Genomic DNA, 24,629 nt, shown 5'->3' on the forward strand with positions numbered 1-24,629 from the left:
TATAATCGCCGGTTTTTGATGTCCGAATGACGGGGTGAGGGAATGCGCGATCGACTTCTGGCTGCAGAGAAAGTAAGGGCCATCGATTGGCGTGATGGCACCCTTTACTTGCTCGACCAGCGCGCGTTGCCGTTCGAAGAAACCTGGCTGGCCTACCGCGATGCCGCCGGTGTCGCCGAGGCGATCCGCTCCATGGTGGTGCGCGGGGCCCCGGCCATCGGCATCAGCGCCGCCTACGGGTTGCTGCTGGGGGTGCGCCAGCGCCTTGTCGAGGGCGGTGACTGGCGTGCAGCGCTGGAGGCGGATTTCAGCGTGTTGAGCGAGGCGCGGCCGACCGGGGTCAATCTGTCCTGGGCCCTGAACCGCATGCGCGAGCGCCTGCAGCGGCTGCGTGAGGGCGACGATCCGTCGCAGGTGATGGAGGCCGAGGCTCAAGCGATCCAGGACAGCGACCGTGAGGCCAACCTGAACATGGCCCAGCTGGGCATGGAGCAGATCCGCAAGTACCAGGGCAGCGAGCAGGCCGTGCTGACCCACTGCAACACCGGTGCCTTGGCCACCGGCGGCTTCGGCACTGCGCTGGGGGTGATCCGCGCGGCCTGGCTCGACGGCATGATCGAGCATGTTTACGTCGACGAGACTCGCCCCTGGCTGCAAGGCACCCGCCTGACCGCTTGGGAGCTGGCCAACGAGGGCATTCCGGTGAGCGTCAACGCCGATTCGGCCGCCGCGCACTTGATGAAGACCAAGGGCATCACCTGGGTCATCGTCGGCGCCGACCGTATCGCCGCCAACGGTGACGTGGCGAACAAGATCGGCACCTACCAGTTGGCGGTGAATGCCATGCACCATGGCGTGCGCTTCATGGTGGTGGCGCCGAGCTCGACCATCGACATGAGCCTGGCCAGTGGCGACGAGATCGTCCTGGAGGAGCGTGATGGCAACGAATTGCTGGAAGTTGCCGGAAGTCGGGTGGCGCCGGACGGTGTGTCGGCCTGTAATCCGGTGTTCGATGTGACGCCGGCAGACCTCATCGACGTGATCGTGACCGAGAAGGGTGTCGTCGAGCGCCCGGATACCGCCAAGCTGGCGCAACTGATGTGCCGCAAGCGCCTGCATTGAACCGTTCTGTGACGGGCCGCCCGGGCCCGTTTTCCCGCGCGCCAGGCGGCGCTTTGCCATACTCCCATGCCCCCGGCGACTGTGATAACATCCGGCGGTTTCCAAGGCCGCCCTGCGGGGTGGTCTTCACTACGCAGATCCATGGCTTAACTCGTTGATTTGTCGTAAGTCGTTGCGGGAGAGAACTTCCGCGGCGGCGAGCTTCGTTCGTCCCATATGGATGTGACGAAGTTTCACCCGAAAAAGGAATCAGGCTTCTCATGGGCGAACTGGCCAAAGAAATCCTCCCGGTCAATATCGAAGACGAACTGAGACAGTCCTACCTCGACTACGCGATGAGCGTCATTGTCGGGCGTGCACTGCCCGATGCGCGTGATGGCTTGAAGCCCGTGCATCGCCGCGTTCTGTTTGCGATGAGTGAACTGGGGAACGACTGGAACAAACCGTACAAGAAATCCGCCCGTGTGGTCGGTGACGTCATCGGTAAGTACCACCCCCACGGTGATACCGCCGTGTACGACACCATCGTGCGCATGGCCCAGCCTTTCTCCCTGCGGTACCTGCTGGTCGACGGTCAGGGCAACTTCGGTTCGGTCGATGGCGACAACGCCGCGGCGATGCGATACACCGAAGTGCGCATGGCCAAGCTGGCCCACGAACTGCTGGCCGACCTGCACAAGGAAACCGTGGACTGGGTGCCCAACTACGACGGCACCGAGCAGATCCCGGCGGTCATGCCGACCCGTATTCCCAACCTGTTGGTCAACGGCTCCAGCGGTATCGCCGTGGGCATGGCGACCAACATTCCGCCGCACAACCTCGGTGAAGTCATCGACGGTTGCCTGGCGCTGATCGACAACCCGGAAATCTCGATCGACGAACTGATGCAGTTCATCCCGGGACCGGACTTCCCGACCGCTGGCCTGATCAACGGCCGCCAGGGCATCATCGAGGCTTACCGCACCGGTCGTGGCCGCATCTACATGCGCGCCCGCTCCACCGTCGAAGACATCGACAAGGTCGGTGGCCGCCAGCAGATCGTCGTCACCGAGCTGCCTTACCAGCTGAACAAGGCGCGTCTGATCGAGAAGATCGCCGAGCTGGTCAAGGAAAAGAAACTCGAAGGCATCACCGAGCTGCGCGACGAGTCCGACAAGGACGGCATGCGCGTGGTCATCGAGCTGCGTCGCGGCGAAGTGCCGGAGGTTGTGCTCAACAACCTCTATGCCCAGACCCAGCTGCAAAGCGTGTTCGGCATCAACATCGTTGCCCTGATCGACGGTCGTCCGCGCCTGCTCAATCTCAAGGACCTGCTCGAAGCCTTTGTCCGTCACCGCCGCGAAGTGGTGACCCGGCGCACCGTGTTCGAGCTGCGCAAGGCCCGCGAGCGTGGCCATATCCTTGAAGGACAGGCAGTCGCACTGTCCAACATCGATCCGGTCATCGCCCTGATCAAGGCTTCGCCGACGCCGTCCGAGGCCAAGGAAGCACTGATCAGTACGCCGTGGGAATCCAGCGCTGTGCAGGTGATGGTCGAGCGCGCAGGCGCCGACTCCTGCCGCCCGGAAAGCCTCGACGAGCAATATGGTCTGCGTGATGGCAAATACTACCTGTCGCCGGAACAGGCCCAAGCCATTCTCGACCTGCGCCTGCACCGCCTCACCGGGCTGGAGCACGAGAAGCTGCTGGCTGAGTACCAGGAAATCCTCAACCAGATCGGCGAACTGATCCGCATCCTCAGCAGCGCCGAGCGCCTGATGGAAGTGATCCGCGAAGAGTTGGAGCTGATTCGTGCCGAATACGGCGACGCACGCCGCACCGAGATCATCGACGCGCGCCTGGATCTGACCCTCGGCGACATGATCCCCGAGGAAGAGCGCGTGGTGACCATCTCCCACGGTGGCTACGCCAAGACCCAGCCGCTGTCTGCCTACCAGGCCCAGCGCCGCGGTGGCAAGGGCAAGTCGGCCACGGGGGTCAAGGACGAGGATTACATCGCTCATCTGCTGGTCGCCAACAGCCACGCCACCCTCCTGCTGTTCTCCAGCAAGGGCAAGGTGTACTGGCTCAAGACCTACGAGATTCCCGAGGCTTCCCGTGCAGCCCGCGGCCGGCCGCTGGTCAACCTGCTGCCGCTGGAAGAGGGCGAGCACATCACCACGATGCTGCAGATCGACCTCGAAGCCTTGCAGCAGAGCATCGGTGCCGATGAAGAGCTGGACGATGCCGAAGAGGGCGTGATCGAAGGCGAGATCGTCGAGCCGGAAGAGATCGACGAGGAAGATGGCGATACGCCTGAGCTAGTGGCCGAGCCGACCGGTGCCTATATCTTCATGGCCACCGCTTCCGGTACCGTCAAGAAAACACCGCTGGCGCAGTTCGCCCGTCCTCGCTCCAGTGGCCTGATCGCCCTGAAGCTGAAGGAAGGCGACACCCTGATCGCGGCGGCCATCACTGATGGTGCCAAGGAAGTCATGTTGTTCTCCGATGCTGGCAAGGTGATTCGTTTCGCTGAGAGCGTCGTCCGCCAGATGGGCCGTGGCGCCCGTGGGGTGCGTGGCATGCGCCTGGGCAAGGAGCAGCAACTGATCTCCATGCTGATCCCGGAATCGGGGGCGCAGATCCTCACCGCTTCCGAGCGCGGCTTCGGCAAGCGCACGCCGCTGAGCAAATTCCCGCGGCGTGGTCGGGGTGGCCAGGGCGTTATCGCCATGGGTACCAAGGGGCGCAACGGCAAGCTGATCGGCGCCATCCAGGTTCAGGAAGGCGAGGAAATCATGCTGATCTCCGACCAGGGCACGCTGGTGCGTACCCGGGTCGGCGAAGTCTCCAGCCTGGGCCGCAATACCCAAGGCGTGACCCTGATCAAGCTCGCCAACGACGAGACCCTGGTGGGCGTCGAGCGGGTCCAGGAGCCGTCAGAGGAAGAGGTCGATGACGAGTTCATCGGCGACGTTGCCGATGGCGAGGACGTGGCAGCGGCGGTGACCCCGGCAGACGATGCGCAAGCCGACGAAGAGGCTTCGCAGGAGTAAGCAGCGCAACAACCCGAGCGGGGCGGCCAAGGTCGCCCCGCTGATCTTAAGAGCAGAGCGAGAGTGGATGTGAGCAAACGAGCCTTTAACTTCTGCGCAGGCCCTGCCGCGCTCCCCGACGCTGTCCTGCAGCGTGCCCAGGCCGAAATGCTGGACTGGAACGGCAAAGGCCTTTCCGTCATGGAAATGAGCCACCGTAGCGACGACTACGTGGCCATTGCCGCCCAGGCCGAGCAGGACCTGCGCGACCTGTTGTCCATCCCCTCCAACTACAAGGTGCTGTTCCTGCAGGGCGGCGCGAGCCAGCAGTTCGCCGAGATCCCGCTGAACCTGCTGCCTGAGAACGGCACCGCCGACTATGTCGAGACCGGCATCTGGTCGAAGAAGGCCATCGAGGAAGCGCGTCGCTTCGGCAATGTGAATGTCGCCGCTTCGGCCAAGCCTTACGACTACCTGGCCATTCCTGGCCAGAACGAGTGGAAGCTGACCCCGGGTGCCGCCTATGTGCACTACGCCTCCAACGAAACCATCGGCGGCCTGCAGTTCGACTGGGTCCCGGAAACCGGTGACGTTCCGCTGGTGGTCGACATGTCTTCGGACATCCTCTCGCGGCCGATCGATGTTTCCCAATACGGCTTGATATACGCCGGCGCGCAGAAGAACATCGGCCCCAGTGGTCTGGTGGTGGTGATCGTTCGCGAAGACCTGCTGGGCCGTGCCCGCAGTGCCTGCCCGACCATGCTCGACTACAAGATCGCTGCCGACAACGCCTCGATGTACAACACCCCGGCCACCTATTCCTGGTATCTGTCCGGCCTGGTCTTCCAGTGGATCAAGGAGCAGGGTGGCGTTGCCGCCATGGAGCAGCGTAACCGGGCGAAGAAAGACCGTCTGTACGGCTTCATCGACAAGAGCGATTTCTACTCCAACCCGATCAGCGTCAACGCCCGTTCGTGGATGAACGTGCCGTTCCGCCTGGCTGACGAGCGCCTGGACAAGGCCTTCCTCGCCGGCGCCGATGCCCGCGGCCTGCTCAACCTCAAGGGGCACCGCTCTGTAGGTGGCATGCGCGCTTCCATCTACAACGCTCTGGGCCTGGATGCCGTGGAGGCACTGGTGGCCTACATGGCTGAATTCGAGAAGGAACATTCCTGATGTCGGAACAGGAACTCAAGGCCCTGCGGGTGCGCATCGACAGTCTCGATGAGAAGATCCTCGAACTGATCAGCGACCGTGCCCGCTGTGCCCAGGAAGTCGCGCGGGTGAAGATGGGTTCGCTGGCCGAAGGCGAGGTGCCGGTGTTCTACCGGCCCGAGCGTGAAGCGCAGGTGCTAAAGCGGGTCATGGAGCGTAACCAGGGTCCCCTGGGCAATGAGGAAATGGCCCGTCTGTTCCGCGAGATCATGTCCTCCTGCCTGGCGCTGGAGCAGCCGCTGAAGGTCGCCTACCTCGGTCCGGAGGGGACCTTCACCCAGGCGGCGGCCATGAAGCACTTCGGTCACGCGGTGATCAGCAAGCCGATGGCGGCGATCGACGAAGTGTTCCGTGAAGTGGCCGCCGGTGCGGTCAACTTCGGCGTGGTGCCGGTGGAGAACTCCACCGAAGGTGCGGTCAACCACACCCTGGACAGCTTCCTCGAACACGACATGGTCATCTGTGGCGAAGTCGAGCTGCGCATCCACCACCACCTGCTGGTGGGCGAGAACACCAAGACCGACAGCATCAGCCGCATCTACTCCCACGCCCAGTCCCTGGCCCAGTGCCGCAAGTGGCTGGACGCGCACTACCCGAACGTCGAGCGCGTCGCGGTTTCGAGCAACGCCGAGGCGGCCAAGCGGGTCAAGGGCGAGTGGAACTCCGCTGCCATCGCCGGCGACATGGCGGCCGGCCTGTATGGCCTGACGCGCCTGGCCGAGAAGATCGAGGACCGTCCGGACAACTCCACCCGGTTCCTGATGATCGGCAATCAGGAAGTCCCGCCGACCGGCGACGACAAGACCTCGATCATCGTCTCCATGAGCAACAAGCCGGGCGCGCTGCACGAGCTGCTGGTGCCGTTCCACGAGAACGGCATCGACCTGACGCGTATCGAGACCCGTCCTTCGCGCAGCGGCAAATGGACCTACGTATTCTTCATCGACTTCGTCGGCCACCATCGCGATCCGTTGATCAAGGCCGTCCTGGAGAAGATCAGCCAGGAAGCGGTTGCCCTGAAAGTGCTGGGTTCCTACCCGAAAGCGGTGCTCTGAGGCGATGGGTGATGTTTTGAACAGGGTCCTGCTCCGTGATTGAAGTCGAAACGCAAAAGAGCGGGCCCGTGGTCGGCCGGCTGGTGGTCGTGGGCCTGGGCCTGATTGGCGGGTCCTTCGCCAAGGGCGTACGTGAAAGTGGCCTGTGCCGCGAAGTGGTCGGCGTCGACCTGGATCCGCAGTCGCGCAAGCTGGCGGTGGAACTGGGGGTGGTCGACCGCTGCGAGGAAGACCTCGAAGCCGCGTGCGTCGGTGCCGATGTCATCCAGCTGGCGGTGCCGATCCTGGCCATGGAAAAGCTGCTGGCGCGCCTGGCCGGCATGAGCCTCGGCCAGGCCGTGCTGACCGATGTCGGCAGTGCCAAGGGCAACGTGGTGCGCGCGGCCCGTGCGGCCATGCCGGGGCGGCTGGGGCTGTTCGTCCCCGGTCACCCGATCGCCGGCTCCGAGCAGAGCGGGGTGGAGGCCTCCAATGCCGCCCTGTTCCGCCGGCACAAGGTGATCCTCACGCCGCTGGACGAAACCGATCCCACGGCGCTCGCCGTGGTCGACCGGTTGTGGCGCGCGCTGGAAGCGGATGTCGAGCACATGCAGGTCGAGCGGCACGACGAAGTCCTCGCCGCCACCAGCCACCTGCCGCACCTGCTGGCCTTCGGCCTGGTCGATTCCCTGGCCAAGCGCAATGAAAACCTGGATATCTTCCGTTACGCTGCCGGCGGATTCCGCGATTTCACGAGAATCGCGGGAAGCGACCCGGTCATGTGGCACGACATCTTCCTCGCCAATCGCGAGGCGGTCCTGCGCACGCTGGATACATTTCGCAGCGACCTCGACGCCTTGCGCGACGCGGTCGATGCAGGGGACGGGCATCAACTGCTGGGCGTGTTCACCCGCGCCCGCGTGGCCCGCGAGCATTTCAGTAAAATCCTGGCCCGTCGGGCCTATGTGGACGCTATGAACTCCAACGACCTGATTTTCCTGGCACAACCTGGTGGCCGTCTGTCCGGGCGCATTCGCGTTCCCGGCGACAAGTCGATTTCCCACCGCTCGATCATGCTCGGCTCCTTGGCTGAGGGCACCACAGAAGTCGAAGGCTTTCTCGAAGGCGAGGACGCCCTGGCGACCCTGCAGGCCTTCCGTGACATGGGCGTGGTGATCGAAGGTCCGCACCACGGTCGCGTGACGATTCACGGTGTGGGCCTCAACGGCCTGAAACCGCCGCCCGGTCCGATTTACCTGGGCAACTCCGGTACCTCGATGCGCCTGCTGTCGGGCCTGCTGGCCGCGCAGAGCTTCGATACCGTGCTGACCGGCGACGCCTCGCTGTCCAAGCGTCCGATGAACCGTGTCGCCAACCCGTTGCGGGAAATGGGCGCGATCATCGAGACCGGCGAGCAGGGCCGTCCACCGGTCACCATTCGTGGTGGCCACAAGCTCAAGGCGCTGAACTACACGCTGCCGATGGCCAGTGCCCAGGTTAAATCCTGTCTGCTCCTTGCGGGCCTGTATGCCGAAGGTCAGACCGTCGTCACCGAGCCGGCACCGACCCGTGACCACACCGAGCGCATGCTGCGTGGCTTCGGCTATGAAGTGAATGTGGAAGGTCCGACCGCTTCGCTAGTCTCTGGCGGCGAGCTGACCGCGACCCATATCGAAGTCCCGGCGGATATCTCCTCGGCGGCCTTCTTCCTGGTGGCGGCGTCGATCGCCGAAGGTTCCGAGTTGGTACTGGAGCACGTTGGCATCAACCCGACCCGTACCGGCGTGATCGACATCCTGCGCCTGATGGGCGGCGACATCACCTTGGAAAACCAGCGTGAAGTCGGCGGCGAGCCAGTGGCTGACCTGCGTGTTCGCGGCGCGAAGCTGAAAGGCATCGAGATCCCCGAGCACCTGGTGCCGCTGGCGATCGATGAGTTCCCCGTGCTGTTCGTTGCTGCTGCCTGTGCCGAAGGGCGCACCGTGCTGCGCGGCGCCGAAGAGCTGCGGGTCAAGGAATCCGACCGTATCCAGGTCATGGCCGATGGCCTGCTGGCCCTGGGCGTGAAGTGCGAGCCGACTGCCGACGGCATCATCATCGATGGCGGCGTGATCGGTGGTGGCGAAGTCCATGGTCATGGCGACCACCGCATCTCCATGGCCTTCAGCGTCGCCTCGCTGCGCGCTACCGCGCCTATCCGCATCCATGACTGCGCCAACGTCGCCACTTCGTTCCCGAACTTCCTGGCGTTGTGCGCCGAAGTCGGCATCCGCGTCGCCGAAGAGGGTAAATCGTGAACACGCAAGCGCCGGTCATCACCATCGACGGGCCGAGCGGCTCTGGCAAGGGCACGGTAGCCGGCCTGCTGGCTCGCCGCTTGGGCTGGAATCTGCTGGATTCCGGCGCCCTGTACCGGCTGCTGGCGTTCGCTGCCAGCAACCACGGTGTCGACCTGACCAACGAAGAACTGCTCAAAGCCCTGGCCGCCCACCTGGACGTGCAGTTCCTTGCGGCAGAAGAAGGCCAATTGCAGCGCATCATTCTCGAAGGCGACGACGTCAGCAATGACATCCGCAACGAGCATGTCGGTGCCGGCGCTTCCCGGGTCGCCGCGCTGCCGGCGGTGCGCGAGGCGCTGCTGCAGCGCCAGCGCGCTTTCCGCGAAGCGCCGGGACTGATCGCTGACGGTCGGGACATGGGCACAGTGGTGTTTCCCGATGCGCCACTGAAGATTTTCCTTACCGCCAGCGCCGAGGAGCGGGCGCGTCGCCGTTACCTCCAGTTGAAGGCAAAAGGCGATGATGTTAGTCTGTCGAGTCTGCTAGATGAGATACGTGCGCGCGATGAGCGTGACACCCAGCGATCTGTGGCCCCGCTAAAGCCGGCGGTCGACGCTATTCAGCTGGATTCCACGGAGTTGTCCATCGAGCAGGTGCTTGAACGCATTCTGAGTGAAGTCGCGCTGCGCGATATCGCCGGATGACCAGGGAGGCTGCAGGATCACCAGTCAACGTCCTGCAGACCGACCTTACTTTGAACGAACCCACATTGTCTGGAATGTGGCTGATGGGCGTTTTCTCCGCCCGAATCTACAGGAATTAAAATGAGCGAAAGCTTTGCAGAACTTTTTGAAGAAAGCCTGAAAACCCTCAACCTTCAACCAGGTGCGATCATCACCGGTATCGTTGTCGATATCGACGGTGACTGGGTTACTGTCCACGCTGGTCTGAAATCCGAGGGCGTCATCCCGCTCGAGCAGTTCTACAACGAAGCTGGCGAGCTGACCATCAAGGTCGGTGACGAAGTTCACGTTGCGCTGGACGCGGTGGAAGACGGCTTTGGCGAAACCAAACTGTCCCGTGAAAAAGCCAAGCGCGCCGAGTGCTGGATTGTTCTGGAAGCAGCTTTCGCCGCCGAAGAAGTGGTCAAGGGCGTTATCAACGGTAAGGTTAAGGGCGGCTTCACTGTCGACGTTAACGGTATCCGTGCGTTCCTGCCGGGCTCCCTGGTTGATGTCCGCCCAGTGCGCGACACCACCCACCTGGAAGGCAAAGAGCTGGAATTCAAGGTCATCAAGCTGGATCAGAAGCGCAACAACGTTGTCGTTTCCCGTCGCAGCGTCCTGGAAGCCGAAAACAGCGCCGAGCGCGAAGCTCTGCTGGAGTCGCTGCAGGAAGGCCAGCAAGTCAAGGGTATCGTCAAGAACCTCACCGACTACGGCGCATTTGTCGACCTGGGCGGCGTGGACGGCCTGCTGCACATCACCGACATGGCTTGGAAGCGTATCAAGCACCCATCGGAAATCGTCAACGTTGGCGACGAGATCGATGTCAAGGTTCTGAAGTACGATCGCGAGCGCAACCGCGTTTCGCTGGGTCTGAAGCAACTGGGCGAAGACCCATGGGTTGCTATCAAGGCTCGTTACCCAGAAAGCACCCGCGTCATGGCGCGCGTCACCAACCTGACCGACTACGGCTGCTTCGCTGAGCTGGAAGAAGGCGTTGAAGGTCTGGTGCACGTTTCCGAAATGGACTGGACCAACAAGAACATCCACCCGTCGAAAGTCGTTCAGGTTGGCGACGAAGTGGAAGTCATGGTTCTGGACATCGACGAAGAGCGTCGTCGTATCTCCCTGGGCATCAAGCAGTGCAAGTCGAACCCATGGGAAGACTTCTCTGGCCAGTTCAACAAGGGCGACAAGATCTCCGGTACCATCAAGTCGATCACCGACTTCGGTATCTTCATCGGTCTGGACGGCGGTATCGACGGTCTGGTTCACCTGTCGGACATCTCCTGGAACGAAGTCGGCGAAGAAGCCGTACGTCGCTTCAAGAAGGGCGACGAGCTGGAAACCGTCATCCTGTCGGTTGACCCAGAGCGCGAGCGTATCTCTCTGGGCATCAAACAGCTGGAAGACGATCCGTTCTCCAACTACGTTGCTGTCAACGACAAGGGCGCTATCGTCAAGGGTACCGTCAAGGAAGTCGACGCCAAAGGCGCCGTCATCACCCTGGCCGACGACATCGAAGCTACTCTGAAAGCTTCCGAAATCAGCCGCGACCGCGTTGAAGACGCGCGTAACGTCCTGAAGGAAGGCGAAGAGATCGAAGCCAAGATCATCAGCGTTGACCGTAAGTCCCGCGTCATCAACCTCTCCATCAAGTCGAAAGACGTTGAAGAAGAGAAAGAGGCTATCCAGCAAATCGCCAAGGCTCCAGAAGCCGCTGGCGCTACCCTGGGTGACCTGCTGCGCGCGGAAATGGCCAAACAGAACTAAGTTCTGCTTGATCAAAAAAAGGCGACTTCGGTCGCCTTTTTTTATGCCTGAAATTTCAGGTGGTTAAGCGTAACCCCCGTAGTTATGGGCTTTCCGGCATAAAGTGCCAGTATTCGATTCTGGATTTTTCTTTCAAGTCAATAAGCGCACTGTTCAAATTCACAAAGCCATGCTAAAACCAATGGAGGCAATGACCTAGCTGCTTGATACAGAAGGGAAAAACATGACGAAGTCGGAGCTGATCGAACGTATTGTCACCCATCAGGGTCTACTCTCATCCAAGGATGTCGAGTTGGCCATCAAGACCATGCTCGAGCAGATGTCCCAGTGTCTGGCCACTGGGGATCGCATCGAGATTCGTGGTTTTGGTAGTTTTTCGCTGCACTATCGTGCTCCCCGTGTGGGGCGCAACCCGAAAACCGGACAGTCTGTAGAGCTGGATGGCAAGTTCGTACCGCACTTTAAGCCTGGAAAGGAGCTGCGGGATCGAGTGAATGAAGATGAGCATCCGATCTGAAGAGGCAAAAAGAGAAGAAAATGCGTAGTCTCAAAACGCTGCTACTCACGATTTTCGTATTGCTGGTCGGGGCTTTCTTCCTGTTCTTCGTGTTGGAAAACGCTCAGCCCATCTCATTGTTGATCATGGGGTGGAGCGCTCCCGCCATACCACTTGCTGTTTCTTTGCTGGGAATGTTGGTGTTGGGGATGCTCATGGGCGTAGTGGTGGGGATATCTTGCTTTCGAACTAAACGCATTGGCGAGCAGCGCAATTGAGTTTGGGTCTTGAAGTAGTCGAGGTTTTTCGTTGCTCAGAGATTTCCTACGCGCTTCTCGGATTTTTCTTCAGGATCTGAGTTTTATTATATGCGGTAATAGTCTTGGTCAAAGCATTCTCGACTAGCGCAGCTCTCCCGTAATTTCTACGTCTTGCGTCCGTTTGCTCTGGATGCATTTCGCCATGCCGTGTCAATCGTGTGTCCATTTTCTCCTATCTCAGCGAGCATGATGATTGTTGAGTGAGGGAACTTGTGTTGTCGGGGGTAATCTATAAGAGGTACTCGGAGGATTGGAAATTTTAATGAAAGAAGGGTGGGGGAATAGAAGCAATGTCATGAGAGGCAAGCTAATCTTTTTCAAATGTAGACGGTCATGTTATAGCTAATGGTTGTCATTTGTATTTGTTTGGAATTCGCTGCTTTATGAAGCGTTAACGAAGGCGGGCACAAGGAAAGCTGACATAAATGCGCAACGATCTGAAGCGCTTAAGCTCTAGTGATGAGATTGATCTTTTTGAAGTGTTTGAAAACCTGTGGAAGCAAAAGCTACTCATTGGGTGCACAGTAACCACCTTTTTTCTCGCTTCTCTACTCTATCTTTACAAATCAATCCCAGTTTACGAGGCGCGTGCGTTTGTTCAGCCTCCCGTTCAAGGCTCCATTACACCTCTAAATTATGGGCGCGGTCCAGGTACTGGTCTAGAGGTGGTGTCGATAAAGTACGCTTATGAGCGCTATATGATGGTGCTTCGTTCTGAAGCGCTTCGGCGAGAGATGTTTCGTGATCTATATCTTCCCTCTTTAGGTGCGGCTCAGAAATCGCTTTCTCAAGATGATTTGTATGAGCGGTTCAATTCTTTGTTGGCAGTTGTTCCGGCTAATAAGGAAAATCCTGATAGATATATGATCTCGGTAAAATTTTCTGATCCCTCTGTTGCGGTCGATTGGTTGGCGAGATATGTAAAGCTGGCCGGCGAGCAGGCAAAGGAGGGGATGATCAAAGATATGAAGGATGAGGCGAAAGCTAAAGCCGACAACCTCCAGCGTCAGGTCCATACGGCACAGGAAAGTGCAAGAAAGGAGCGGGAGGATGAGATTACCCACCTGAAAGAAGCGTTAGCGATTGCAAGGTCCATCGGGCTTGATCGGCCTGCTGTCATATTGGGGGATCGCTCTGTAGAAATATCTGCGAATATGGAAGGAGACTTGACTTATATGCGTGGAAGCAAGGCTCTTGAGGCCGCTATAGAGAACCTGGAGCGCCGATCCTCAGATGATCCCTTTATTGCCGATTTACGCAAGCAGCAGGCCGCACTCAGTTTTTATCGGACGTTAGATATTAATCCGGATGTGGTTTCACTGTACCTTCAGGACGGTACAATCGAGACGCCGGACAAGGCGATCAGACCCAGAAAGTTAATGATATTAGGCCTTTTCGTCGCCGCTGGTGGTGGGGTGGGGCTCATGCTTGCGTTGTTCCGCTGTTTCATTGTTCAGAGGGCTAGAGTCAGGTCATCGGCCTAGGTAGAAACTGAAGTGGTCCCCAGGTTTCCAGTGCTTGGTCATTGACGCTTCTCGAAATTGGCAGCCGTTCAAGGCTTGGATAAATTCGCCTCATAACCTTCCATTTTCTGCTGAAGGGCAGCAGCCTGACAGATGACTTGGCCTTTCCCGGTTTCTCCACGCTGCTAAGAGCGGTATAGCCCGCGACAGTTCAAGCCACGCTGTAGGCACCATGTACCCGTTTGTCGATCCCGGTGACGTCCGCGGGGGGGGGGGGGGGGGATTCGGTCAAACTCTTCCAAGACAAGCTTTGGGCGTCATAGTGCCGGCGTCATAAAATATTCGGGCGGCAGGAGATCTGGGTGGCTCCCGATGCCAGAAAATGCAAAAATGACAGTTCGTCGTCTGACGACAGGGAAGCTTCTGCGAGATAAGTCGGCTCGAACGTCGATGGGGAGTGCCAATTTCTGTCGTTGTCGAATTTTTCGTCTTCTTTCCACATTGACAGGCTGCCGCAGTGACCAGCGTATCCCGCATTTCAACAGTTCTAGCTCATGATGAAATCGATCTGTTTGCCGTGATACAGGCTGCCTGGCGGCAGAAATTCATGATTGCTATCGTGGCTCTGCTGTCAGGTGGCGTTGCCGCTATATATGCCTATTCCGTGACGCCCGAATACGAAGTAGGTTCTGTTCTTCGTCCGGCGGCGTTGAACGATCTGGATAAGCTGAATCGATCGGAGATCTACTCTCTCCCCCCAGCGCAAGCGCTGATCAGAGTGGGGGCTGCTCTGGATTCCTATGATACCCGCCTGGCGTACTTTCGCTCCAATCCGGATATGATCAAGGCGTTCGGCAAGCCCGGGCGTACGTCCGAGCAGGCCTTCGAGGACTTCAACAGCAGAGCTCTGAAACTGGTTCAGCCAGACCCGAAAAGGGCCGATTTACTCAGCGCGTTCATCGGTCTCGAGATGACCTATCCGCAAGGTGTCAAAGGCGACGAGCTTCTCAATGGCCTTGTTCAGTTTGCAATTGAAGCTGAACGTAAACAGATTACTGCAGATCTGGAAGTCATTGTGGCTAACCGATTGACCGAGATTGACGAAAAACTGAAAGCCGCACGTAATGCGTACGATACTGACAAGGAAAGCGAGATCGCAGCATTGCTCGAAGCTGATAACCTTAAGCGTGCTGAATTACAGGACGAACTAAAGGCATTGCGAGTGCAGCTTAGGGCGCAGCGTGAAAGCCGCATTGCTCAGTTGAACGAGGCGATCAGTATTGCAAGCTCCCTGGGACTGCAGAAGCCATCTACACCGTCGGCTATGGCAAATGAGGGCAGTGGCTCGGGAAATGTATTCCGCACAGAGGTTAACAACCAGCAGATCCCCTTGTATTTCATGGGTACCGAAGCGCTGGAAGCGGAAAGAAATGTATTACGCCAGCGCAAGTCGGATGATTTCTCTGATCCTCGTATTGCTCAGATTCATCGAGAATTGCAATTATTGGAAACCAACCGCAAGGTGCAGGTGCTCAGGGGGCGGCAGAATGAAGAGCTCTTTCTTCGAGGAATCGAAGCGCTCCGTGCCGAGCAGGTCAGGCTAAAAGGTATCAACACAGATATGAGTGGACTGAGTCTGGTCAGTATTGACCGCAGGGCTGTTGAGCCTGTTAGCCCGATAAAACCAAAGAAAAAACTTATTGTTCTTCTGGGGATCCTGCTTGGTGGAGTTTTGGGTATAGCCTGCGCTGCGCTGGGTGGCACTCTGTTTGCTCATAAAAAGACTCAGGGGCGGGATGTCACGTTATCATCATGATACTTCAGCAAGCAACTTATATAATAGGAAGTCATTTGCAGTGATGTGCGGTTTCGTTTCGGTTGAGCTTCCAGGGGTAGCGGTTCGGGTGCTGGCGAGTACGATTTATTAACCACTGGTTTGGTGTTTGCGAAAGAGGTTGGATGCATGATTAATGTTCGAGCGCTCCAGTTTAAGCGTGTGGACTGTATGCTTTCATGGTGAACTTCACCGAAATCAAGGGTCTTTATCAGAAGGGCCGCTCTGTTGTCAGCAATTATCTGCATATGACAATCTTGCAGGTCGCCAACTCGTTTTTCTATCTATTGATTTACCCTTTTGTGATCAATGCAGTTGGCACTGAGAGCTTCGGGCTCTTTGTTTTTGCCAGCAGTATCGCCGCATATTTTATGGTTTTTGTTAATTTTGGCTTCGATATTCACTGTGCCAAGCTGGTTTCATTACATCCGGAGGATGGCAGCTATCACGCTTCTTTACTCTCCACTGTGACGCTGGCAAAGCTTGGGTTTGAGATTGTTTCGCTATTGGTTTTCTCGCTCCTGGTGTTGATGATCCCATTTATGTCCGAGCACCGGGAACTATTCTGGCTATGTTTCTGTAATACACTGTCTAGCGTTTTTCTGCCTATGTGGTATTTCCATGGGCGACAGAAAATGAAGGTGCTGACTATTGTTCAATTGGCTTTTAAGTTGTTATCTCTCCCTGTTGTTTTCGTGATGATAAATGATGCCAGTGATATAGATGTATATGCCTCAATCGTTGTGGGTGCAAACGTACTGTCCTCGATGGTTGCCTTCTTGATAATGATCCGTCTGACTGGAGCGACTATGCGGTGGCCTGGGGCTCGCGCGCTAAGGGCGATTGTTGTTGAGGTTCAACCATTTTTTTGGTCGACGGCTACAAATACTCTGAAGCAAAGAAGTGTTGAGATAATAATAGGATCTCTGTTTGGCATGAAGGAAGTTGCTATTTATGATCTGGCCAACAAGATTTTTTCTGTGCCAAGCCTTCTTGTCTCCAATATTAATGCTGCGCTATTTCCCATGATGGTAAAGGTCGCGAAGAGGGATCTTGTCGGGAAGATAATAAAGATAGAGCTTTTCATGGCTTTACTTTGTATTTTGTCCGTTGCGCTTTTCGGGAATTGGGTAGTCGAGCTGGTTTCGGCTCCCGGCATGGGGGGGGCATATTACATTGCGATGCTTTTGAGTCTCAATATAGTTACTTTCTTGGTAGTGGGTAGTCATATCTATTTTATATTTGTTCCGCAGCAGCGTTACGACTACGTGCTGCGTAATCAAGTGGTATCTGTGATTTCCTTCTACTTATTCTGTGGCTTGTATCTGGCGATGAGTTGGAGTATCTACTCGGTTGTACTAGCGCTAGTGACTTCTGCATTGTTGGAGATCGTCTACAGCTACTCCTTGGTCAAAAAGATGGAGGGGTATTGATGGCGTCGGCTGCAGTCAATGTGGGCGTGGATCATTCCTCGATGAAAAATTACGGCGCGAGGCCTTTTAAATGACTAGCTTCAATATTCCTGTCGTGTTGTTCTTGTTCAAGCGCATCGACAAGCCGTTGGAAGTCATCAGACAAATTGCCAAGGTCGCTCCTGCAAAGATTTATTTGCTTTCTGATGGCGGGCGCAATGATGAAGAGCGAGCGTTGGTAGCGCGCTGCCGGCAGGCCATCGAGGCGGAGATTACCTGGGATTGCGAAGTCATCCGAAAGTATGAAGAAAGCAATGTAGGTGTCTACGCTAACATTGGCGAGGGTGCCAAGTGGGTTTTCCAGCGTGAAGAATTTGCAATTTTTCTAGAGGATGACAATTTTCCAGAGCTGAGCTTTTTCAGGTTCTGTGAGGAAATGCTGATCAAGTACAGAAAAGATAATAGGGTTCTATGGATCTGTGGGACAAATTATCTAAAGGAGTATGAGCCAGAGGACGGTTCGAGCTATATATTCACTAAAAATATGATGCCTTGCGGTTGGGCGTCATGGGCAGAAAAGTTTACTCGATTCTATGATGGTGAGTTGCTCTTGTGGCAAAGCGAGTACGTTCGCGAGCGAATCAGGAAGGACTATGCATACGAACCTTTGTATCATCAGGATCGCTATAATATTGAATACGAATTTGATGCCAAGGCAACACGAGGAAGATTTTATTCCTGGGATTATCAAATGAGTTTCAGTATGCGTGCGCACAATGTCTATGCCATTTGTCCTAAGTACAATCAGATCAGAAATATTGGTGTGGATGACGACTCGACTCATGGCAATAATAATGCTCAAGATATCATGGTCGCGCGATTCTGCGGTTTGAAGACCCGGCCGATGGAGTTCCCGTTGCGCCATCCGCAGGCGTTCCTTTTGGATCTGCCTTATGAGAATGCTGTTGCTAGGATCATTCTAAATCCTGGATTCTTTTCATTGAAGTCTCGTCTGTCAAGAATGCTTCGGCGGATCTTCAAAATTAATCGTACCGAAAGTATTTCCCAGTTTTTGAAGAAAAAAATAGCTGGGAGATAATATGCACATTAGAAAGCAGTTGTCGATATTTCTCGCCTTTTTTGTATTTCTAGGGCTGTGGGTTTTGTATGGCTGGAACTACTGGAACGGCGATCGAGAAATTTATGAGTTGTACTATAGTCGAGAGACGGTGGAAGGGTGGGGAGGCGAACTAGGGTACGGTTATCTCAATCTCTGGGCGCACCAGGCCGGCTTTTCATTTCAGAGTTTTCAGATATTCACTTCCTTTGTAACCCTGCTGTTGTTGTTTCGGTACGTAGTTAAGCGAACGCTTTCGCCCTTGCTGTCCTTGTTTATTTATGCCTTTTGTTTTTTTGCGCTGGATTATGTGTTGGTCAGGAATTTTCTAGCGTTCACGATATTGCTTCAAGCCTTCATTGTTCTGTTTGAAGGTAAGCCGTTCAGTCGCCTCAAGTACGCTCTCCTGCTTGCATTGGCGACGACTGTTCACCAGTCATCCTTTGTTTTTATTGTGTTTATGATAATGCCAATGAATCGTGTTTTCCCGCTGAGTCGATTCTTCGCTATATGGATTTGCTTTTTGGCAACTTATTTTGTTTTGCGAGCGACGGTGCCGCTGCCGGAGAGCTTGGCGAGTCATTTCGATTACTATGGCGCCTCTCTGAAGAGTTCATTGTTCAATGCGGCGGTTCATGTTTCTTCAGTGTTGGCCATGATTGTTGTTGTCATATTTGAGCGTAAGAGTGTTTTTCGGGTTTCCTCTGGAGGGGAGCGAGATCGGGAGTTGTTTTTTATTTTAAATATTAACCTGCTTTCATTGTTTTTTATTGTTCTTTATTTTGAGTCGGAGATTTTCATTCGCTTGCTCAGAACTATATTTTTTCTAAATATTATGCACTGTGTTAGTTCGTTGTTTTTACGGCGACAGACTTCGCTGTTCCTTTTTCTGTATATATTTTTTTTTGGTGCTTATCTTGTATTGTTTTTCCTGTTGCCGGTGGCAGATCTTTCGGTAATTCCATTGTTTCAGAATAATCTGTTGCTTGGGTAGGGGCGTAGAGATTCGCTTTTTGAGAGGTTACTAGATGAACTTGATTTTTTTGGGTGGTATCTTCAGTGATGGTGAAAAGGATATAGTGCTGAAGAAGTCTCGTGGCGGCATCCAATCCGCGGCCGATACCTTGCAGAAAAACTATATCAGCGGTTTTTCGCAAAATGCATTGGTCAAGGATATTGTTGTGGTCAACTTGCCGTTCGTTGGCTCATATCCAAAGCGTTACACTGATTTTTGCTACAGGCCCGAGAGGTCTGTGGGGAAATTTGATCGTGCTACGCTGATCAATGTCGGATTCTTAAATCTTGCCTTCGTCAAGAATATTCACCGTGTCTATCTTGCGGTGCGTGAGGTGCTCGGGCAACTGAGGCAGCGCCAAGGCCAGGAGAACTATCTTGTCTGTTATTCGATGCACCTGCCTTTCATGTTGGCTTGCTACATCATAAAGCGGTTGCGAAAGGATGTTCATCTCTGTGTAATCGTTCCCGACCTTCCTGAGTACATGGATGCTCGTACTGGTATGATGAAGCTGATTTTTTCAGCAATGGCTCGATTGTCTTATTATTCGGTTAACAAAGCTGAATCGGTAGTCGCAATTACAAAGCCTATGCTGGATAAATTCAAGAGCAATATCACCAAGCTTGTTATCGAAGGTATTGCTGATCCTGGATACATTTCGCTATCAGAAGTTGTTGAGCGGAAAAAATATTTTCTTTACACCGGTACGCTCGACGCTCGTTATGGAATCAGAAACCTTCTGGACTCTTTCGTAGAGGCTGGGAGTAATGAATACGAGCTCTATATTTGCGGTGATGGAAATGCTCGGGGTTACGTAGAGTCGGTAGCGGCCAGTAATGGTCGTGTAAAGTATCTGGGGCAACTGGATAGATCTTCGGTGCTAACGCTGCAGCGGAGTGCGTCTTTATTGATTAATCCGCGTGACAATGATTCTGAATATACTAAATACTCATTCCCGTCGAAAATTATCGAGTATATGTCATCCGGGGTGCCTGTTCTTATGTATAGACTTGACGGTATACCTCAGGAATATTATGATTTCTGTTTTTTGATCCGGCCTGGGCGGGGTCAGCTGGCCGCCAGTCTGCGTGAGCTTTCCGGCCTTCCAGAAGAGGTCCTGGTGGCAAAAGGGGCGGCAGCAAAGCGGTTTATTGTCGAAAGCAAGATGCCTGCCATGCAGGTGAGCAAGCTGTTAAGTGCTATTAAGGGACGCGAGCATGTTTGAAGGTAAAAAGCTGTTAATCACTGGTGGCACTGGCTCGTTCGGCAATGCCGTTCTGAAGCGCTTCCTCGACACTGATATTGCGGAAATCCGGATTTTCAGTCGTGACGAGAAAAAACAGGATGACATGCGCAAGCGCTATGGTAGTGCGAAGCTGAAATTCTACATCGGTGATGTCCGGGATTACCAAAGCGTGCTGAATGCCACTCGAGGCGTTGACTATATTTTTCACGCTGCCGCGCTCAAGCAGGTTCCGTCGTGCGAGTTTCATCCGATGGAAGCGGTCAAGACAAACGTGCTCGGTACCGAAAACGTACTTGAGGCGGCTATCCAGAACGAGGTCAAGCGTGTCGTGTGCCTGAGCACCGACAAGGCTGTATACCCTATCAATGCGATGGGTATCTCCAAAGCCATGATGGAGAAGGTCATGGTTGCCAAGTCGCGCAATGTCGATGAGGCCAAGACCGTAATCTGCGGGACACGTTATGGCAATGTAATGGCATCTCGTGGTTCGGTGATTCCACTCTTCATCGATCAGATCCGTGCCGGGCAGGCGCTGACTTTGACTGACCCGAACATGACCCGCTTCATGATGACCCTGGCCGATGCAGTGGATCTCGTTCTCTATGCGTTCGAGCACGGCAATAATGGTGATCTTTTCGTCCAGAAAGCTCCGGCTGCGACTGTCGAGGTTCTTGCCAAGGCTCTGACCGATCTGGTTGGGAAGCCAGAGCACCCTATTCGAGTGATCGGTACTCGGCACGGGGAAAAACTCTACGAGGCGCTCTTGAGTCGTGAAGAGATGGCATGTGCTGAGGACATGGGCGACTACTTCCGCGTACCTCCGGATTTGCGTGATCTCAACTACGCCAAGTTCGTCGAGCAAGGCGAGACCAAGATATCTCGTACCGAGGATTACAATTCACATAATACCGAGCGTCTTGACGTAGCCGGAATGCAGCGTCTGCTCTTGAAGCTCGAGTTCATGCGGGCTATTCAGCGTGGCGAGCACGCATCTCCCGAGGAGTGATCATGAAAGTCCTGATTACGGGAGCCAGCGGTTTTATCGGCAAGAATCTTGTTGTTCAGCTTGGCGAGCGAGCTGATGTAGAGATTCTGCGCTTCACTCGCGACGATTCGCTGGAAGCTCTACCTGGGTTGGTTGCGGCGGTCGATTTCATTTTTCACTTGGCAGGAGTCAATCGTCCGCAGGACCCGAAGGAGTTTCAGGCCGGTAATAGCGATCTGACCCAGGTGTTGTGTAATGCCGTAGTGACAAGTGGTCGGAAAATTCCGATTTTGTATACCTCTTCCAGTCAGGCAGAACTTGATAATCCTTATGGCAGCAGTAAGCGTGGGGCCGAAGATTCACTGCTGGAATTGAACGCATCGCATCGTTCAGCGGTGCATTTATTTCGTTTGCCGAATGTCTTTGGCAAGTGGGCGCGCCCAAACTACAATTCAGCGGTCGCTACTTTTTGTCATAATATTTGCTCCGGTTTGCCGATCAATATTCATGATCGTGAGGCACGGATCAATCTGGTTTATATTGATGACGTTGTTCGGCATTTCATCGATGTAATGGATGGGCGTCTTCGCGGTGAGCCCTATGTAACTGTCGAACCCCAGTACAGTATTACCGTGGGTGGTCTCGCTGATCAGTTGTATGCCTTCCGTGATAGCCGTTCCAGTCTGATTACTGAGCCTGTCGGTAGCGGTTTGGTCAGGGCGTTGTACTCTACCTATCTGAGCTACGTTTCGCCTGATCGATTTACTTATGAAATTCCCAAGTACGGCGACCCGCGAGGTGTCTTCGTCGAGATGCTCAAGACCAAAGACTCCGGGCAGTTTTCCTATTTTACCGCGCATCCAGGTATTACACGGGGTGGACATTACCATCACTCGAAGACCGAAAAGTTCCTGGTGATCAAGGGGCGAGCGTGCTTCCGCTTCCGGCACGTGGTCTCCGGGGATTTTTATGAGCTATTCACTGATGGCGAAAAGCCAGAGATCGTTGAGACTGTTCCCGGATGGACGCATGACATTACCAACGTCGGTGAAGATGAGATGATCGTGATGCTTTGGGCCAATGAGATTTTCAATCGCGATCTTCCGGATACATACGCCCGCCCGGTAGGCACTGAGGCCTGATTCGTCGTTTACAGGACACAGCAATGAAGAAGTTGAAAATTGTCACGGTGGTCGGCACTCGCCCCGAAATTATCCGTCTTTCCCGAGTGATGAGCGCGCTCGATGAGCACTGCGAGCACGTTTTGGTGCATACCGGCCAGAATTACGACTATGAACTGAATGAAATTTTCTTCCAGGATCTGGGGATTCGCAAACCTGATCATTTTCTCAATGCGGCTGGTGCTACCGGTGCCGAAACCATCGGCAATGTGATCATCGCTGTGGATCGGGTGCTCGCTGAGGTGCTGCCGGAGGCGCTGCTGGTATTGGGTGATACCAATAGCTGCATGGCCGTTTTGCCCGCTAAGCGCCGGAAAATTCCTACTTTCCATATGGAAGCTGGTAATCGTTGTTTCGATATGCGCGTACCGGAGGAAATCAACCGCCGAATCGTCGATCATACGGCCGATATCAATCTGACCTATAGCACCATCGCACGTGATTATCTTCTGCGCGAGGGATTGCCGCCCGATCGCGTGATCAAGACCGGTAGCCCGATGTTTGAGGTACTGACTCATTATCGTAGCGGCATCGAACAGTCTGACGTATTAGTGCGCTTGGGGCTTGAACCAGGAAAGTTCTTCGTGGTCAGTGCTCACCGTGAAGAAAATGTCGATTCGGACAAAAACTTCCTCAAACTTGTTGATGTGTTGAACACCCTCGCTGCTGAGTTCAGGCTCCCAGTCATCGTGTCGACCCACCCCCGTACGCAGAAACGTGTGGACGCGATGGGCATTGTATTCCATGCCAATGTCCGCCTGCTGAAGCCCTTGGGATTCAAGGACTACAACAAGCTTCAGCTCGAGGCGAAGGCGGTGCTGTCCGATAGTGGCACCATCAATGAGGAAGCGTCGATTCTTAACTTCCCGGCGCTGAATATACGTGAGGCTCATGAACGGCCAGAGGGTATGGAAGAAGCCGCAGCCATGATGGTTGGCCTCGAGACCGAGCGGGTCATGCAAGGGTTGAGTATTCTCGAAACTCAGTCTCGCGGAGATCTGCGCTCAATGCGTCTGGTCGCCGATTACAGCATGCCGAACGTGTCGGAAAAAGTAGTTCGTATTCTTCATAGCTATACCGATTATGTAAATCGTGTGGTATGGAAGCGGTATTGAGTCGAGTGTCGAAAGTGGCCGAGAAAAAGATGAGAGTTCTTCTCGTTACGCAGTATTTCTGGCCGGAAAATATGCGGATCAATGATATGGTCCGCTATTTTTCTGAAAAGGGGCATGAGGTAACGGTCCTTACAGGCCTACCGAATTACCCTGAAGGTGAGGTATACGAAAGTTATCGAAAGGAACCCGAGCGTTTTCAGTCTTACTATGGGGCTGATATCGTACGTGTTCCTCTTGTCCCACGTGGCACAAACAAGATTGGATTGGCACTGAATTATCTTTCGTTCTTTATCAGTGCGTCCACACTCGGCGCCTACAAGCTTCGCGGACAGAAATTCGACGCGATTTTCATGAATGCCGTTTCGCCCATCATGGCGGCAATTCCTGCGATAGTTTTAGGGCGACTGAAGCGTACGCCAGTCTTCGTTTGGGTTCTGGACCTATGGCCTGAGTCCCTGAATTTCGTGGGTGTTGTAAAAAATCCTCGTCTGCTGGCGATGGTTGGAAAGATGGTTTCGTGGATCTACAACAATACTGACTACCTGCTGGTCCAGTCGCGGGCCTTTCTTGAGGATGTCAAGAGATACTGCACGAAACCGACTCCTGCAGGGCGGTTGATATACTTCCCGAGTTGGGCTGAGGACGATTTTTCGTCCAGGAGGCATGTAATGCCCTCTACATTGATCCGCAACCAGCCTGGCGTGTTCACTATTGTCTATGCCGGTAACCTTGGAGAAACTCAAGGTTTCCCCGCCATTCTGGATGCTGCCGAATCGCTTCTGGGTATTATCGCAGTGCGTTGGGTCATCGTCGGAGATGGGCGAATGGGGGAGTGGATTGCAGAGCAGGTTGCGGTTCGTGGGTTGAAAGACGTCCATCTGTTGGGAAGACACCCTCTTGAGGCCATGCCAGGCCTTTTTGCTGAAGCAGATGCGTTGCTGGTCTCGCTCAAGGCCAATGAAATCATCGCCAAAACGATACCCGGAAAAGTGCAGACATATCTCGCATCAGGGCGACCTGTCCTTGGGGCCGTAGATGGAGAAGCGGCGAAGGTGATCAACGAGTCCGGTGCTGGTCTGTCGTGTCCATCAGGTGATGCCGTCGCGCTCAGCGAGATTGTTCGCACCATGGCATCGATGACGCCTGAGCAGCGTGAAGCGATGGGGCGTGCGGGCAGACAGTACTACGAGGAGCATTTTGAAAGGGACAAACTCATGAGCACGCTCGAGTCTCTGATGCGCACGGCAACGCTACGTAAGAACGAGACTAGATGAGGTGCGCTG

General features: G+C 55.1%; 19 protein-coding genes. All 19 read left to right on the forward strand.

All coding sequences use genetic code 11. From position 1 onward, the window contains the following. Positions 1-42: 42 nt before the first annotated feature. The gene (gene mtnA / locus AC5QPF_RS08405) at positions 43-1,122 is read left to right on the forward strand and encodes an S-methyl-5-thioribose-1-phosphate isomerase (protein WP_494962790.1); all 1,080 of its coding nucleotides are present in this window, start codon (positions 43-45) and stop codon (positions 1,120-1,122) included. 260 nt (positions 1,123-1,382) lie between these two features. Continuing rightward, positions 1,383-4,157, forward strand: a complete 2,775-nt coding sequence (gene gyrA, locus AC5QPF_RS08410) for a DNA gyrase subunit A (protein WP_494962791.1) — start codon at positions 1,383-1,385, stop codon at positions 4,155-4,157. A 69-nt stretch (positions 4,158-4,226) separates the two neighbouring features. After that, the gene (serC, locus tag AC5QPF_RS08415) at positions 4,227-5,312 is read left to right on the forward strand and encodes a 3-phosphoserine/phosphohydroxythreonine transaminase (RefSeq protein WP_494962792.1); all 1,086 of its coding nucleotides are present in this window, start codon (positions 4,227-4,229) and stop codon (positions 5,310-5,312) included. After that, positions 5,312-6,406, forward strand: coding sequence for a prephenate dehydratase (gene pheA, locus AC5QPF_RS08420; RefSeq protein ID WP_494962793.1), 1,095 nt, complete (start codon positions 5,312-5,314; stop codon positions 6,404-6,406). Before serC ends, pheA begins: the two co-directional genes overlap by 1 nt. 68 nt (positions 6,407-6,474) lie before the next feature. Continuing rightward, positions 6,475-8,682: a bifunctional prephenate dehydrogenase/3-phosphoshikimate 1-carboxyvinyltransferase gene (locus AC5QPF_RS08425; RefSeq protein ID WP_494964143.1), complete on the forward strand. Its 2,208-nt coding sequence runs from the start codon at positions 6,475-6,477 to the stop codon at positions 8,680-8,682. Then, positions 8,679-9,368, forward strand: coding sequence for a (d)CMP kinase (gene cmk, locus AC5QPF_RS08430; RefSeq protein WP_494962794.1), 690 nt, complete (start codon positions 8,679-8,681; stop codon positions 9,366-9,368). The genes AC5QPF_RS08425 and cmk overlap by 4 nt, the downstream gene beginning before the upstream one ends. Positions 9,369-9,488: 120 nt before the next feature. Then, positions 9,489-11,162 (forward strand): 30S ribosomal protein S1, encoded by a 1,674-nt coding sequence (rpsA, locus tag AC5QPF_RS08435; RefSeq protein ID WP_042122503.1) that lies wholly within the window; start codon positions 9,489-9,491, stop codon positions 11,160-11,162. A gap of 223 nt (positions 11,163-11,385) precedes the next feature. Then, positions 11,386-11,679, forward strand: coding sequence for an integration host factor subunit beta (ihfB, locus tag AC5QPF_RS08440; protein WP_494962795.1), 294 nt, complete (start codon positions 11,386-11,388; stop codon positions 11,677-11,679). Between the two features lie 20 nt (positions 11,680-11,699). After that, positions 11,700-11,936: a DUF1049 domain-containing protein gene (locus AC5QPF_RS08445; protein ID WP_494962796.1), complete on the forward strand. Its 237-nt coding sequence runs from the start codon at positions 11,700-11,702 to the stop codon at positions 11,934-11,936. Positions 11,937-12,403: 467 nt separating this feature from the next. Next, complete coding sequence (locus AC5QPF_RS08450; RefSeq protein WP_494962797.1) at positions 12,404-13,462, forward strand: Wzz/FepE/Etk N-terminal domain-containing protein; 1,059 nt, start codon at positions 12,404-12,406, stop codon at positions 13,460-13,462. 496 nt (positions 13,463-13,958) lie between these two features. Further along, a complete protein-coding gene (locus AC5QPF_RS08455) occupies positions 13,959-15,257 on the forward strand; it encodes a Wzz/FepE/Etk N-terminal domain-containing protein (protein ID WP_494962798.1) in 1,299 nt (432 codons plus the stop codon). A gap of 197 nt (positions 15,258-15,454) precedes the next feature. Next, positions 15,455-16,708: an oligosaccharide flippase family protein gene (locus AC5QPF_RS08460; protein WP_494962799.1), complete on the forward strand. Its 1,254-nt coding sequence runs from the start codon at positions 15,455-15,457 to the stop codon at positions 16,706-16,708. Between the two features lie 70 nt (positions 16,709-16,778). Next, complete coding sequence (locus AC5QPF_RS08465; RefSeq protein ID WP_494962800.1) at positions 16,779-17,786, forward strand: glycosyltransferase family 2 protein; 1,008 nt, start codon at positions 16,779-16,781, stop codon at positions 17,784-17,786. 1 nt (position 17,787) lies between these two features. Further along, on the forward strand, positions 17,788-18,798 hold the full coding sequence (locus tag AC5QPF_RS08470; RefSeq protein ID WP_494962801.1) for an EpsG family protein: 1,011 nt from the start codon (positions 17,788-17,790) through the stop codon (positions 18,796-18,798). A gap of 34 nt (positions 18,799-18,832) precedes the next feature. Beyond that, positions 18,833-20,044 carry a glycosyltransferase gene (locus tag AC5QPF_RS08475; protein ID WP_494962802.1) on the forward strand — a complete coding sequence of 404 codons (1,212 nt, stop codon included), beginning with the start codon at positions 18,833-18,835 and terminating at the stop codon, positions 20,042-20,044. Next, positions 20,037-21,071, forward strand: coding sequence for a polysaccharide biosynthesis protein (locus tag AC5QPF_RS08480; RefSeq protein WP_494962803.1), 1,035 nt, complete (start codon positions 20,037-20,039; stop codon positions 21,069-21,071). Before AC5QPF_RS08475 ends, AC5QPF_RS08480 begins: the two co-directional genes overlap by 8 nt. 2 nt (positions 21,072-21,073) lie before the next feature. Then, complete coding sequence (wbjC, locus tag AC5QPF_RS08485) at positions 21,074-22,192, forward strand: UDP-2-acetamido-2,6-beta-L-arabino-hexul-4-ose reductase (RefSeq protein ID WP_494962804.1); 1,119 nt, start codon at positions 21,074-21,076, stop codon at positions 22,190-22,192. 23 nt (positions 22,193-22,215) lie between these two features. Further along, positions 22,216-23,346, forward strand: a complete 1,131-nt coding sequence (gene wecB / locus AC5QPF_RS08490) for a non-hydrolyzing UDP-N-acetylglucosamine 2-epimerase (RefSeq protein WP_494962805.1) — start codon at positions 22,216-22,218, stop codon at positions 23,344-23,346. Next, positions 23,331-24,620 (forward strand): glycosyltransferase, encoded by a 1,290-nt coding sequence (locus tag AC5QPF_RS08495; RefSeq protein ID WP_494962806.1) that lies wholly within the window; start codon positions 23,331-23,333, stop codon positions 24,618-24,620. The genes wecB and AC5QPF_RS08495 overlap by 16 nt, the downstream gene beginning before the upstream one ends. Positions 24,621-24,629 lie beyond the last annotated feature (9 nt).

The sequence above is a fragment of the Pseudomonas sp. Con_6 genome, assembly GCF_059379395.1.

What these genes read in the sequence shown, in the direction of transcription:
- pheA (WP_494962793.1), top strand. Translation starts at nt 5,312, where the DNA reads ATGTCGGAACAGGAACTCAAGGCCCTGCGGGTGCGCATCGACAGTCTC.
- gyrA (WP_494962791.1), top strand. Translation starts at nt 1,383, where the DNA reads ATGGGCGAACTGGCCAAAGAAATCCTCCCGGTCAATATCGAAGACGAA.
- AC5QPF_RS08465 (WP_494962800.1), top strand. Translation starts at nt 16,779, where the DNA reads ATGACTAGCTTCAATATTCCTGTCGTGTTGTTCTTGTTCAAGCGCATC.
- mtnA (WP_494962790.1), top strand. Translation starts at nt 43, where the DNA reads ATGCGCGATCGACTTCTGGCTGCAGAGAAAGTAAGGGCCATCGATTGG.
- AC5QPF_RS08470 (WP_494962801.1), top strand. Translation starts at nt 17,788, where the DNA reads ATGCACATTAGAAAGCAGTTGTCGATATTTCTCGCCTTTTTTGTATTT.
- AC5QPF_RS08475 (WP_494962802.1), top strand. Translation starts at nt 18,833, where the DNA reads ATGAACTTGATTTTTTTGGGTGGTATCTTCAGTGATGGTGAAAAGGAT.
- AC5QPF_RS08495 (WP_494962806.1), top strand. Translation starts at nt 23,331, where the DNA reads ATGGAAGCGGTATTGAGTCGAGTGTCGAAAGTGGCCGAGAAAAAGATG.
- wecB (WP_494962805.1), top strand. Translation starts at nt 22,216, where the DNA reads ATGAAGAAGTTGAAAATTGTCACGGTGGTCGGCACTCGCCCCGAAATT.
- rpsA (WP_042122503.1), top strand. Translation starts at nt 9,489, where the DNA reads ATGAGCGAAAGCTTTGCAGAACTTTTTGAAGAAAGCCTGAAAACCCTC.
- AC5QPF_RS08460 (WP_494962799.1), top strand. Translation starts at nt 15,455, where the DNA reads ATGGTGAACTTCACCGAAATCAAGGGTCTTTATCAGAAGGGCCGCTCT.
- AC5QPF_RS08450 (WP_494962797.1), top strand. Translation starts at nt 12,404, where the DNA reads ATGCGCAACGATCTGAAGCGCTTAAGCTCTAGTGATGAGATTGATCTT.
- AC5QPF_RS08445 (WP_494962796.1), top strand. Translation starts at nt 11,700, where the DNA reads ATGCGTAGTCTCAAAACGCTGCTACTCACGATTTTCGTATTGCTGGTC.
- wbjC (WP_494962804.1), top strand. Translation starts at nt 21,074, where the DNA reads ATGAAAGTCCTGATTACGGGAGCCAGCGGTTTTATCGGCAAGAATCTT.
- AC5QPF_RS08480 (WP_494962803.1), top strand. Translation starts at nt 20,037, where the DNA reads ATGTTTGAAGGTAAAAAGCTGTTAATCACTGGTGGCACTGGCTCGTTC.
- ihfB (WP_494962795.1), top strand. Translation starts at nt 11,386, where the DNA reads ATGACGAAGTCGGAGCTGATCGAACGTATTGTCACCCATCAGGGTCTA.